The organism is Streptomyces sp. NPDC086519 (genome assembly GCF_040686075.1).
GTDB classification, from domain to species: Bacteria; Actinomycetota; Actinomycetes; order Streptomycetales; family Streptomycetaceae; genus Streptomyces; species Streptomyces shenzhenensis.
The window spans coordinates 476,070-489,020 of the sequence record NZ_JBFBJL010000001.1; the positions used below are offsets into that span (position 1 = coordinate 476,070).

Consider the following 12,951-nt stretch of genomic DNA (forward strand, 5'->3'; position numbering starts at 1 on the left):
GTCCTGTCGGCCACCGCGCTCATGAGACGGATCCCGCCAGGTCGGCCAGGAAGGCCAGCGCCGCGCGTGCCGTGGCGTCGTTCTGCCGGAACGCGGGCCCTCCGGTGCGCGGCCGGGTGAAGGCCCCGGGCGTACGGCTGTTCGTGAACGGCCCGAGCGCGAACCGCCGGGGATGCGGCCGCCCGCCCCGGTCGAGGACCCGCCCGTCGGCGGGGTCCACCCTGAGCAGCCCGTCGGCCGTCTCGGCGGCCTCGCCGGCGTGCAGTTCGCGCAGCAGCGGGTCCCGGGCGCGTCCCATGGTCGGTTCGGGCAGCCGCGCCTCGACCAGGGCCCGCGCCTCCACGGCAAACCCGGGCACGGTCTCGGCGGAGGCCCGGAAGACCCCGTCCTCGGCCGTCACCGTCATCCCGGCACCGACGAACCGCAGTACCCCGGCCCGGGACAGCGCGAGCATCTGCCGCAGCCGGGGGCCGGGCGGCCCGGAGGCGAGGTAGCTGAAGAACCCGTGCCACCACGAACCGATGTCGCCGAGCCGAACCAACTGTCCGTAGACGGAGAGCAGCCCGAGGAACACCGCCAGGTCGGGGCTGTACCCGGGATCGTGCCGGCGGCTGAGGTCCGCCTCGATGTAGCCGCGCAGCCCGTCCTGGAACTCCTCGTGCGACCCGTAGCGCACCCCGTCCAGCGGGTGGTCCAGCGCCGCGAGATCGAGCCGGTCGGCCGGATCCGGTACCGCGGCCGCCACCAGGGCCCGCACGTCGGCGCCGCCCCCGGCGGCGGCGTACTTCTCCTCGAAGTCCCGCCAGGCCATGGCCGTCCGCTCGGGATGGACGGTGAACAGCCGGTGGTAGTGGGCGAACCCCAGCTCCTTCTCCACCAGCGGCCACACGTCCCGCCGGAAGTCGAAGCCCCCGGGCCGGGCGAGCAGTTCGTCGGTCTCGCCGGGTCCGAGGAAGCGGGGCAGCGGCGGGCGTTCGCCGGTCCAGTCGTACCCGATCTTCGAGTGGTACGGCACTCCGCGCCGCGACCCGACGTACAGCAGCGGCTCCTGCCCGGACGGCACATAGGTGTCGCCGTCGTACCGGCCGCCCCGCCCCTCGGTGAGCAGCACCATCAGGTCGACGAAGGCGAGCCCGAACCCCCGGACCAGCACAGGTTCGCCGGGCCGCAGTGCGGACAGGTCGCTGTCGGCGGTGAAGTCGGGCGGCAGGTGGAGCAGGCCGTGCGCGTCGGCGTACGCGGCCAGCGCCTGCTGTTCCGGGTCGAGTTCGGCGTCCAGGTGGCCGAGGGCGAGGACCACGAGGTCGGCGAGGAGCGGGCGCGGCCGGCCCTCCAGCCAGACCTGCTGACGGCCCTCGCGCGGCCCGCTCACCCGCAGGGCACGGCGCGGGTGGTGGTGGACGGTGACGCCCTCGGGGAGGTCGGCGACGGCGCGGTCGTAGACGTGGCGCAGATAGCGGCCCTGGATCTGCCGGTCGGCGAAGGTACGGCCGTCCAGGCCCGCCCACTCGTGCAGGGTGGGGCCCTCCCGCACCGGCCCGGCCATCCGCACCGTCTCGTCCGTGAACATGGTGACGTCCTCGGCGTGCGAGTTCATCCACAGCAGCGGCGACTGGGCGGCCCGCCAGATGCGTCCGGCGCCCGGCGGATGCGGGTCGACCAGATGGATGTCGAGGCCCGAACCGGCGTACAGCTCGGGGGCGTTGGCGGCGACGCGCTCCAGGAGCCCGGTTCCCCGCGGCCCGGCTCCCACGATCACCAGCTGGGGCCTCATCGGGCGGCCTTCGAGGTGAGGCGGTCGGCCGCGGGTCCGGGTATGCCGGGGGCGGTGGCGGGGGTGGCTCTGGCAAGGGTCTCGGAAGACATGCGAAGGCTCCGTGGCGGATCAATCGAACACGGTGGACGCGCACGCGGTGGTGCGAGTGCCTTCACACGGAGCGCCGGAGTACGGCGCTCTTACGGCCGAGCCCCTCAGCAGGGCCGTCCGTCGACTGTACGGTGCCGTTTCCCCTCACTGTCAAGGGTGTCCAGAGTGTGGGCAGCGCGTCTCAGGTCGGTTGACGGAAAACCGGAGACCTGTTCCACTTGGCCCATGCATCCGCAGCAGTGGCTGGTCACCCGCTCCCACATCGACTTCGGTCGCGTGTGGTCCTGTTCCTGTTGAGCTGACCCCCTGCGCGCCCCGCGGACAGCGGGGACTCTTCGCGTTCTCCCCCGCGTTCCATCCTTCGCCTTCACACGCGCACACCCCTCCCCTCGCGCTACGCACCCGAAGAACAACGCCGGCTTCACGCGCCCCAAAGGGGCGCGGAGCTGCGAAGCAGCTGCCCGATCACCCGGTCCACCAACGCCCCCGGCCCCCGCACCTCCTCCGGTTCGAACCGCTCGGCGCCGTCGAAGCGGTTCCCGGCGAGGACGAAAGGGGTCCCCTGGGCGTCGAATCGCGGAGACCGGCAGGAAGCCGCGGCCCGACGCCGGGCAGCGTCGGCAGGGCGGCGAGGGCGGCCAGGACCAGAATCCTCGGGAGCCTGGTGGGAATGGCGCCTGCTTGCACGGAAGCGCCTTAACCACGGGACGAGTTGCCGGATGGGCAGATCCGGCGCAGAAATGGTTCTGCGCTCCGGCCGGCGAACATCTCCGGGCAACGTTCACCCGATCATGTTTTTATTTTACGTCACAGAAACAGGATCAAGGTGAATGCCGAGGCGACCACCTCGCACCGCGCACCCGTATCCGGTGACGGATCCGCACGCCGGTTGACGCCGCCCACCGCACCCGAGCCGACCGCGCCCCCTGATCCGCCGTCAGAGCCGGGCACAGGAGCCCACGATGGGCCGGGTCGCCCCGCGCGGACCATCCGCGATCACCGCGGCGGACCCGGAGCGACCGTGCCCGGACCCACAAGTACGCCGCCCACCAGGCCTTTTCCCGACACCATCGCCGCGGGCGACCGCACGGACCAACCGCCTGGCGGCCCGCCGAAAACGCTCCGGGGACACCCCGAACCGCCTCCGCCCGTTCACCCGGACGCACCGTTCATCACCCGGACGCCGGAGACAATCATATTTCACTCACAGTCAGCAGCCGTGTGAGCCAACGCCCTTGGGGTACCTGGGCTCTCGACGTTTTGGCTCTGCACCAGTACCGTCACAAACCCCCCGTGCGGCGTCTATCCACTTGGCGCGACATCCGCATCATGGACGACGATAGGGATGCGGAAGCAGAAAAGACCGCTGTGAGAGGAGGCGTCCATGGGATCGGTACGCAAAGCGAGTGCCTGGCTTGGCCTCGTCGACGACAACGATGACGAGCGCTACTACGACGACGACTACTCCGAAGGGACCGAGCAGCCCGGGGATGCCTGGGTCACCGACCCCCGGGTCAAGGTGGCCTCGGACACCGCCGAGGAGAAGGGCCGCCGGATCGGCACGGTCACCCCGGACAGCTTCCGGGACGCCCGCGCGCTCGGCGAGCTCTTCCGCGAGGGCGTGCCGGTCATCGTGAACCTCACGGCCATGGAGCCGGCCGACGCCAAGCGTGTGGTCGACTTCGCGGCCGGGCTGACCTTCGGCCTGCGCGGCACGATCGAGCGGGTCGCCAACCGGGTCTTCCTGCTGACCCCCGCGAACACCGAGATCGTCACCGGTGAGCCGGCCTCGCGCCGGGAGGCCGGCTTCTTCAACCAGAGCTGAGGCAGGGCCGCTCACCGGCCCTGCCCTCGCGCGGGGTCACCGGAAGGCGTCGAGTCCGGTGAGTGCCTTGCCCAGCACCAGCTGGTGCATCTCGACGGTGCCCTCGTAGGTGAGCACCGATTCAAGGTTGGTCGCGTGCCGCATCACGGGGTACTCCAGCGAGATCCCGTTCGCCCCGAGGATCGTCCGCGCCGTACGGCAGATCTCGATGGCCTCGCGTACGTTGTTGAGCTTGCCGAAACTGACCTGCTCGGGACGCAGGCGGCCGGCATCCATCCGCCGCCCCAGATGATGGGCGAGCAGGATTCCCTTGTGCAGTTCGACCGCCATGTCGGCGAGTTTGGCCTGGGTGAGCTGGAAGCCGCCGATGGGCCGACCGAACTGCTCCCGCGACTTCGCGTAGTCCACGGCGGTCTCGAAGCAGGTGCGTGCCGCGCCCATGGCGCCCCACACGATCCCGTACCGGGCGTGCGACAGACAGCTGAGCGGCCCCTTGAGCCCGGTGACCTCCGGCAGTACGGCGTCGGCGGGCAGCCGGACGTCGTCCAGCACCAGCTCACTGGTGACACTGGCCCGCAGCGACCACTTGTGCTTGATCTCCGGCGCGGAGAAGCCAGGAGTGTCCGTGGGCACGACAAAGCCGCGGATCCCGCTCTCCGTCTGCGCCCACACGACGGCGACGCCCGCCACCGACCCGTTGGTGATCCACATCTTCCGCCCGTCCAGCACCCAGTCGCCGCCGGCGTCGCGCTTGGCGTACGTCCGCATGGCGGCCGGGTCGGACCCGTGATCCGGTTCGGTGAGCCCGAAGCACCCGATGACGTCGCCGGCGGCCATGTCCGGCAGCCAGCGGGTCTTCTGCTCCTCACTCCCGAACCGGTGGATCGCGTACATGGCGAGCGACCCCTGCACGGACACGAGCGAGCGGATACCCGAGTCGGCGGCCTCCAGCTCCAGGCAGGCGAGCCCGTACTGCACGGCGGAGGCCCCGGCACAGCCGTACCCGTCGAGCGACATACCGAGCGCCCCGATCGACCCGAGCTCCTTGGCGAGCTCCCGGATACGGGGCAGCTCCCCGCTCTCGTACCACTCGGCGACGAACGGCAGCACCCGGTCGGCCGCCCAGCTCCGCACGGTCTCCCGTACGGCGAGATCCTCCGGCTCCAGAAGATCGTCGATCCCGAGCGGATCGCCGGCGTCGAACGGAGGCAACTTCACGGACGCGGACATCAGAACCCTCCCAAAACTAGCACCGCTAGTTAGGCCAGACTACGCGCTGTCTCCCCGCCGGCCCACCCGCACACCACCCGTGCACACCCGCCAAACAGCGAAAACACCCCCGCGGGTCAGCCCCTGCCCGCAGGGGCTACGCCGAGACGCGGGAGCGCTGGGGTTCCCGGGGAGCGGGAAGTTCCACCGGAACCTCCCCGCAGTGCATGGTGCGCGGCAACCGCAGCGCCATCACCGCCCCCAGCAGCAACAGCCCCGCACTCACCAGCAACGTCACATGCAGCCCGTGCACGAAGGAGTCCCGCGCCGTCCGCCGCAGCGCCGCCCCCGCCGCCCCGCCCAGCCGCCCGGCGACCGCGTACGCCTCCCCCAGCGAGTGCCCCGCCGCGGCCGACGCCGACGCCGGCACCCCCGGCACGGCCGCCAGCCCGGGCGCGTACGCCGCGTTCATCACGCTGCCGAGCAGCGCGATCCCGATCCCGGCCCCCAGCTGGTACGACGTCTCCCCGATCGCCGCCGCCCCACCGGCCTGCGCCGCCGGCGCCTCGCTCAGCATCGACTCGTACGCCCCGAAGAGGGTGGTCTCCAGACCGAAACCGAGCAGCAGGAAACCGGCGAGCAGCAGGCCCGCGTTGTCCACCCCGCCCATCGCCGTCAGCGTGAGGACCGCCGCCGCGGTGAGGCAGAAGCCGAAGCACACCATCCGGCGCGGCCCGAACCGGCGCAGCAGCCGCGCCCCGGCCAGCCCCGCCGCCATCGCGGCGAGCGTCAGCGGCAGCAGCCGCAGCCCCGTCTGCAGCGGCGAGAGCCCCAGCACCAGTTGCAGGTACTGCGCGGCGATCAGCTCAAGGCCCACCAGCGCCAGCATCGCCAGCACGATGCAGCCCACCGCCGTACTGAACGCCGGCCGCGCGAACATCGCCAGGTCCACCAGCGGGAACGTCCGCCGCCGTTGCCGTCGTACGAAGAGGATCAGCAACAGCGCGCCCAGCACGAGCGGCGCCACCGTCAGCGCGCCGGCGGCCGGTTCGCCGCCGCCGAGGCGCTTCACGGCGAACACCACGCCGAACAGCCCGGCCGCCGCCATCAGCGCGCCGACCACGTCCCAGGGGCCGTCGCGGTCGCCGCGGGACTCGGGGAGGAAGAGGCGTCCCACCGGGAGGCTGACCAGCATCAGCGGGATGTTGACCAGGAAGACCGAGCCCCACCAGAAGTGTTCGAGCAGGAAGCCGCCGAGGAGGGGTCCGACGGCCGCGCCGACCGCCGCCACCGCGCTCCAGATGCCGATGGCGAGGGCCCGCTCCCGGCGGTCGGGGAAGACCTGCCGGAGGATGGAGAGGGTGGCCGGCATGATCATCGCTCCGCCGACCCCGAGCAGCGCGCGGGCCCCGATCAGCGCCGCGGCGCTCGGTGCGAGGGCGGCCGCCGCGGAGGCGATGCCGAACAGGGCGTAGCCGAGCAGCAGGACGCGCCGCCGGCCCACCCGGTCGCCGAGCGTGCCGAAGAGAATCAGCAGCGAGGCGCAGACCAGCGGGTAGACGTCGACGATCCAGAGCAGTTCCATGGCGCCGGGCTTGAGGTCCTCGGTGACGGCGGGCACCGCGACATGCAGCACGGTCGCGTCGAGGGCGACCAGCAGCAGGCTGACGCAGAGGACGACGAGGACGACCCAGCGGTTGGCACGGGCACCGGCCCTGGACGCCGCCCGACGGCGCGGCCGTACGGCGGCCGTGGTCGTCCCGGACATGTACGTACCTCCCAGATGATCCCTCGCGTGCGGCGGACCGGCGGGGTGGGGACGCCCCGTCGTGCGGCCGGAGAGGAGCGGGGTCTCCGGCCCGCGCATACGAACGCGAGTGACACGTCAGCGTACGCGAGTTCGTTCCGGGGGCACGTGGCGGACCTCTCACACGCTCCGGAGAACTCGTGTGGCGTACACCACTGCCCCGTTCTGCACCACGCCCGCGCGAACCCGGCGGTTCCGGCTCCCGTCGATAATCGAGCCCGTGACCGATCTTGAAACGCCCGTGGCGGCCCCGCGCGCCCCCGCCCTGCGCCGGGCGGCGCCGGCCCTGCTCGGGTACGCGGCCGTACGCGCCCTCGGCCTGGCCGTGCTGGCCGGGTGGAGCGCGGCACGCGGCAAGAGCGCGTACACCTTGCTGACGGCACGCTGGGACTCGCTCTGGTACACGCGGGTCGCCGGCCCGGGCTACGGCTACGAGGTGCGGCTGCCGAACGGAGATGTCCACTCCGACCTGGCCTTCTTCCCGCTGCTGCCCTGGCTGGAGCGCCTGCTGCACGCGCTCACGCCCCTGTCGTACGCCGACGCCGGCTTCACCGTGAGCCTGCTCGCCTCGCTCGCCGCGGCCTGGGGGATCTTCGCGGTCACGGACGTCGTGTACGGCCGGCGGGTGGGGGTCTGCGCGGTGCTGCTGTGGGCCGTACTGCCCGTCGGGATCGTGCAGTCCATGGCGTACAGCGAGTCGCTGTTCACGGCGCTGGCCGCGTGGTCGCTGTACGCCGTGCTGACCGGCCGCTGGGTGAGCGCCGGGGCGCTGGCCGCGCTGGCGGGGCTGACCCGGCCGGTGGGGCTCGCCGTGGTGGCGGCGGTGTGGACGGCGGGCGTGGTCTCGTTCGTGCGGGATCGGAGCGCGGGCGCGCGCGACCGTGGTGCGGACCAGGCGGGCGGCGCACACCTTGGCGGACGCGCCCCTGAGGCGCCCGGCGCCCCCGCCCGGCACCGCGGCCTCGGCATGGCCCTCGCCCCCGTCGGCGCCGCCGCCTACGTGCTGTGGGTCGGCCACCGCACCGGCCGGGGCCCGCTCGGCTACCTGGACGTCCAGGCGGGCTGGCGCAACGGCTTCGACGGCGGCTACGCGTTCGCCCGCTTCGTCGCCGACAAGTTCACGTCATTTCCGTCCGCTCCGGCCGGAGTGGGTTTGGTCCTCGGCGTCGGCCTGCTGCTGTGGCTCTACGTGACCGGCATCCGTCAGCGGCAACCGCTTCCCCTGCTGGTCTACACGGGTGTCGTCCTCGCGCTCGCGCTCTGCGCGTCGAGCTACTTCGGGTCCAAGCCGCGACTGCTGATGCCGGCGTTCCCGGTGCTGCTGCCCCTCGCCCGGGCCCTCGCCCGGCTGCGCACCAGCAGATCAGTACTGGTCGCGGCCGGTGTGGCGGTGGCCTCGGCGGTCTATGGCGCGTTCTGGCTGAACGGCTCCGGGCCTCCGTGATCATTTCGATGGCCTCGATGAGCGGTGGGAGAATTCCACCCCATGCTTTGGTTAACGAATACATAAGTGCCATAAAACAGCGACCCGGCATGATCAAAGGAATTGAAGGGCGGACTCGCCGAGGATTACGGAATCCTTAGAATTCGAGGCCTCCTGAGAGGTTTCCCACATCACATCGTCATCACAAAGCGGCAGTTCCGACCGGGAACAGAGCTCACTCGCTGTAACGTCGATTGGGTGCGTACCGAACGAAACCTCACCCGTCTGGACCGGGTGTTCGCCAGGCTGGACCGTGAGCCGGAACGGCCGGCCCACATTGATGTGCCGAAGATGAGCCGGCACCGGGTCGTGTTGTTCACCGCGACCCTCGCCTTCTATCTGGCGATCGTGTGGGCCGTCGTGATCACGTCGTGGCTGGTCCGGCTCGACTGGCAGGTCATGTTCTTCCGGCCGTACCAGCAGTGGGCGGGAATCCACTGGTTCGTCGACTACTACGTGGTCCTCGGCCAGCGCGGCCCGACCGCCGTGATGGTCGCGGCCTGGCTGGGCTGGCGATCGTGGCGGCAGCACACCGTGCGCCCGCTGCTGACGCTCGGTGCCTCACTGCTGCTGCTCAACATCACGGTCGGTGCCGCCAAGCTCGGCATGGGGCGCCTCGGACCGCACTACGCGACCGTCATCGGCTCGAACGAGATGGGCCTGGGCGGCGATATATTCCCCAGCGGACACACCGCCAACGCGGTGGTGACCTGGGGAATTCTGGCTTATCTGGCCTCCACCCCGAGAGCCCGCCGCTGGCTCTCCGCCGCCTCGGCGGTCACCTCCCTCGGCGTCGGCATGTCCACCGTCTACCTCGGTACGCACTGGCTGAGCGACGTGTTGCTGGGCTGGGCCGCGGGACTGCTGATCCTGCTGGCGCTGCCGTGGTGCGAGCCGTTCATCGCCCGCGCCGAGACCTGGCTCTTCGACCTGCGCGACCGCTGGCGCGCCCGCGGCAGCATGGCGCCCGTCCCGGTGCCCGTGGTCCTCAAGCCGCGCCCGGCGCCCGTCGAGCAGCTGGCGCCGGAGCCCGAGCCGGCCTCCCTGGCCCGCGCCCCCAGGGCCCCGGTCCACCTGCATCTGGCACCCGGCCCGCACACCGCCCGCTCGGAGCGCACCCCGGTGACCCCGGCGGGCAGCCGCCGCCCGCAACACCCCGAGCGGCAGCCGCGCGGCACCGCCGCCCAGGCCGCCCGCCCGCTGACGGGCGGCTGACGGCCGTACGACGGTGACAGCGGGGTCAGGTACGCACAGCCGGCCCCGGCACGCGAAGGCCCCGGTTCCCCACTGCGGGAACCGGGGCCTTCGCCGTCGTACGGTCAGCCCTTCCAGGAGCGCGCCACGACGCCGTCGCGCACCTCGAAGTTGAGCCGCCCCACCCGGTATTCCATGGTGATGATCGCGCCCGGCGGCAGCGAACGCACCGTGGTCCACCCCCGCCGCCGGGCGAGCCGTTCCGCGTCGCCCGCGTCGAGGCCTACGTACCCTTGCGGGCTGTCCTGGGGCTCCGTCGGCGGAGCGGTGTCCGGTGCCATGCGGCCCACGCTAGGCCGCTCGCGGCGGAGACGGAAGCCGGGATCGGGGACCGCAGTCCCGTGCCCGCACCCGGTCACGCTTCTGTCACAGAATCACGACACGCGTTTCGATCGAACTCTGTCACACGTACGAGCGGTTCCCTACGTCTTCCTGGCGCATTCGAGCGCAATTTCCCGATGCCGGCAGGGGCTCCCGAAAATCCGCCGGAAAGAACCCGTAGCCGCGATCGAAGGCCCTCCGGCGCGCGCATTCCATTCCGATTCCGGCGTCCCGCGCCGAAGCTGACCGCACATAAGAGATTCACCGCTTCGGCACACAACCCCCCGCAGCGCGGGCCGGGAGGGGGTGCGACAGGGTGAACTCGGAGCCCGCCGTCCGCACATGAATCACCCTCACGTCCTGCTGCCCGCTCTCATTCAAAGCATGTACATGCCCCAAAACGCACCGGGCTCCGCCCGGGTCGGACCGGGCGGAGCAGGGCGGTGCGGGGCGGTGCCGATCAGGCGGTCGCGTCAGAGCGCGAGGCGCTGCCCGGGCACGATGAGGTTCGGGTCGTCGCCGATGACGGCCTTGTTGGCGGCGTAGAGGCGCTGCCAGGTGGTGCCGTGCCGCTCGGCGATCTGACTCAGGGTGTCACCCTCGCGGACGGTGTAGTCACCGCTGGAAGAGAGGGACGAGGGGGACGAGGTGCGGCCGGCGCCCGCCGTCGAACGCTGCGGCGCCTTCGCCGCGGGGGCCGACTTCCTGGCGCCCGACGTGGTCGACGACTTCGTCGCCGACTCCGTGGTGCTCTTCGTGGTCGCCGAGGTGCTCTCGGGCGCCGAGCCGGTCGCCCCGGCCCGCCCCGAGCAGACCGGCCACGCGCCCCAGCCCTGGGCGTGCTGGACCTTGGTGGCGACGGCGATCTGGGCTTCCCTGGAGGCCTGGTCGGCCGTCGCCGCGTAGGCGGTGCCGCCGTACGCGCGCCAGGTGGAGGCGGAGAACTGGAGTCCGCCGTAGTAGCCGTTGCCGGTGTTGATGTGCCAGTTGCCGCCGCTCTCGCACTGGGCGATGCGGTCCCACACTCCGTTGTCCGCCGCCGCGGCGTTGCCGGTGGCCGCCAGCAGGCCCAGCGGGGCGAGCAGCGCCGCCCCGGCCAGGGCGGCCGTCGTACGGCCCTTGCGGGAGCCGCTCTTGTCCGCGGCGGTCTCACGGGTGGTATCGGCACACTCGGACATGTATTTCCCTCTCCACGTACCCGGGGTCCCCCAGGCGGGACGCGGTCCCCGCGCGATGGACGCGGTTCCTCGCGCTCGCCCCGTCCGCCGCGGCCGGTACTGCGGTGGTGCTCTGCCTGGTTGGCCGGCGGACGTACCCGAGCGGTGCTCGTTGCACACGGCGGAGGAATCTAGAGATCTGGAACGCCCGAAATCAACCAACTCTCTGTCGGGCCAGGCCAGTTCGGTGTTACCGTAGGTAGCGGCGATTTTCGGCCACCCACTACATTCCCTGATTTCAGCATTTGTCGACCACGGGTTCGACGAATCTGTGATTCACTTCACCGCGTCAAACTCCTGTGGCTAGCGAAGAGTTGACAGGGAGTGCCGGATTCCGCGCGTGGAGTGACCCTGCGCAGTGGATGGTTCGATCCCTATCCCCCCCATGCGTGACCCCCACCACAGATCGCCCGTTGTCTTCTTCATGAGCCCGCGACCCCGGGGGCTCACGGACCGGGAGCCACCCGGGCCTTCACGCACCGCATCCCGAGGGAGCCACCGTGCCGCGCATGCTCGACGTCAGCGACGAGGTACGAGCCGAGATCGGCGACGAAGAAGCCGACCGGCTGCTCGCCGGAGACAACGCCCCCGGCAGCTACGACTGCACGTCCTGCCGCACCCCCGGCGACTCCGAACAGGAGCGCACCAGCACCGTCCTGTTCGTCGGCGACGAGACCGCCGTCCTCGCCTTCGCCCACGCCACCTGCCTGCCCTCGCAGGTCGTCCAGGTGACCGAGGAGCAGTTGCAGGGGGCGGTCCGCTCCATCAACGGCGACAGCGCGCCCGGCGGCGGACCGCAGAAGTCCGCGCCCGAGCAGGCGGTGCTCGGGGTGACCAGCGGACTCGTGCTGATCGCCGGGGAGTTGCACCCCGCGCTGGTCGTGGAGCCGACCTCGCCGATCGTGCGGCCCGGCACGAACGGGGTGGGCGACGACTTCCTGCCGCTCCTCATCGAGCAGGGCTTCATGCCGGCGACGGACCTGTCCGTGGTGCCACCGGTGCTGCACGGGTGGTCGGTGCTGCTGGCGGTGGGTCAGCTGCACGCGGTGCTGCAGCCCGGGGCGCCGGGTGGGCAGCCGGTGGCGTGGTGGCAGGCGCATCAGCCGCTGCAGGTGACCGACGGGTGGCGGGCGGCGGCCAACAAGCACCAGCAGGTGCTGATGTTCGCGGCGCCGGTGGGGTCGATCGGGCGGCAGCCGCGGGAGGACCTGCTGCGGGACGCGATCGACAAGGCGGCGGCGAACGGGAAGCTGGTGGCGGCTGCGCTTCCGCTTGCCGGGGTCTGATGGCCGGGGTCCGAGGGCCGCCCACCGGGGGGTGGGGGGCCGCGGTCCGGACGGCGCGTGCGACAGCGGCGTGGTTGCTCACTCCCGCGCGGCGGTAGCCGCGGATTCACCACAGCCGCGCGCCCCTGACGGGTGCCAGCGCCCTAAAAGGGGACTACGGCCGCATCTCTTCAAGAACCCGGTCGTTTGGACATACGTGCACGCATACGACCTTTCTCGCCACCGGCCGTCCTTCTCCGCCGTCCCGGCCCCTCGGGCGGCTCAGGAGGCCCCGGGCGGGCTCTCGGCCACGCCGATCTACGACTCGCTCTGCGCGGAATGGGGGAAGGCCTTCCGTACGCTGCCGGGTGACCGCAGCGGTGAGGAGTCGCTGGGGTTCGTCGCCTTCGGGAACGCCCCGTTCAGCACCGGCACGCACGGTCTGGGGTCGTACGGAGGGAACTCGTACAGCGCGTACAGCGCGGGTGCCTACAGCGCCCGGAACGGCGGCGGGCAGCCGCAGCCGCCGCAGTGGCAGCGGGTCGGGACGCTCGGGCGGAACCAGGAGTCCGGGATGACGCCGATCCCCGCGGCGCTTCCGCCGGGTCCGCGCCGGTGGAAGTGCTCTCGTCGTTCTTACGGCCGAAGATGCCCATGACGTGCTCCTTGGGGGACGGGGTCGCGGCTTCGAAGCGGGTGGATG

Annotated in this window: 10 protein-coding genes; 5 read left to right on the forward strand and 5 right to left on the reverse strand. The window is 71.6% G+C overall.

Going from position 1 to position 12,951, the window contains the following annotated elements; all coding sequences use genetic code 11:
* Nucleotides 1-19: 19 nt before the first annotated feature.
* Nucleotides 20-1,774 (reverse strand): FAD/NAD(P)-binding protein, encoded by a 1,755-nt coding sequence (locus tag AB0P24_RS02225; RefSeq protein WP_365790109.1) that lies wholly within the window; start codon nt 1,772-1,774, stop codon nt 20-22.
* A 1,477-nt stretch (nt 1,775-3,251) separates the two neighbouring features.
* Between AB0P24_RS02225 and AB0P24_RS02230 the strand changes: the two genes are divergently transcribed.
* Entirely contained in the window at nt 3,252-3,692 is a 441-nt protein-coding gene (locus AB0P24_RS02230; protein WP_365790111.1) for a cell division protein SepF, read from the forward strand.
* Nucleotides 3,693-3,728: 36 nt separating this feature from the next.
* Here the strand turns inward: AB0P24_RS02230 and AB0P24_RS02235 are convergent, their stop codons facing one another.
* Nucleotides 3,729-4,922, reverse strand: coding sequence for an acyl-CoA dehydrogenase family protein (locus AB0P24_RS02235; RefSeq protein ID WP_365790113.1), 1,194 nt, complete (start codon nt 4,920-4,922; stop codon nt 3,729-3,731).
* Nucleotides 4,923-5,058: 136 nt separating this feature from the next.
* Nucleotides 5,059-6,669, reverse strand: a complete 1,611-nt coding sequence (locus AB0P24_RS02240) for an MFS transporter (protein WP_365790115.1) — start codon at nt 6,667-6,669, stop codon at nt 5,059-5,061.
* Nucleotides 6,670-6,928: 259 nt separating this feature from the next.
* Here AB0P24_RS02240 and AB0P24_RS02245 point away from each other — a divergent pair, with 259 nt between their 5' ends.
* Entirely contained in the window at nt 6,929-8,152 is a 1,224-nt protein-coding gene (locus tag AB0P24_RS02245; protein ID WP_365790118.1) for a mannosyltransferase family protein, read from the forward strand.
* Between the two features lie 237 nt (nt 8,153-8,389).
* Nucleotides 8,390-9,406: a phosphatase PAP2 family protein gene (locus AB0P24_RS02250; protein WP_365790120.1), complete on the forward strand. Its 1,017-nt coding sequence runs from the start codon at nt 8,390-8,392 to the stop codon at nt 9,404-9,406.
* Between the two features lie 104 nt (nt 9,407-9,510).
* Here the strand turns inward: AB0P24_RS02250 and AB0P24_RS02255 are convergent, their stop codons facing one another.
* Nucleotides 9,511-9,726 carry an I78 family peptidase inhibitor gene (locus AB0P24_RS02255; RefSeq protein WP_365790122.1) on the reverse strand — a complete coding sequence of 72 codons (216 nt, stop codon included), beginning with the start codon at nt 9,724-9,726 and terminating at the stop codon, nt 9,511-9,513.
* 513 nt (nt 9,727-10,239) lie between these two features.
* Nucleotides 10,240-10,944: a transglycosylase family protein gene (locus AB0P24_RS02260; RefSeq protein WP_365790125.1), complete on the reverse strand. Its 705-nt coding sequence runs from the start codon at nt 10,942-10,944 to the stop codon at nt 10,240-10,242.
* 539 nt (nt 10,945-11,483) lie between these two features.
* Between AB0P24_RS02260 and AB0P24_RS02265 the strand changes: the two genes are divergently transcribed.
* Nucleotides 11,484-12,269 (forward strand): hypothetical protein, encoded by a 786-nt coding sequence (locus AB0P24_RS02265; RefSeq protein ID WP_365790128.1) that lies wholly within the window; start codon nt 11,484-11,486, stop codon nt 12,267-12,269.
* Between the two features lie 196 nt (nt 12,270-12,465).
* On the forward strand, nt 12,466-12,906 hold the full coding sequence (locus tag AB0P24_RS02270; protein WP_365790130.1) for a hypothetical protein: 441 nt from the start codon (nt 12,466-12,468) through the stop codon (nt 12,904-12,906).
* The last annotated feature ends 45 nt before the right edge of the window (nt 12,907-12,951 follow it).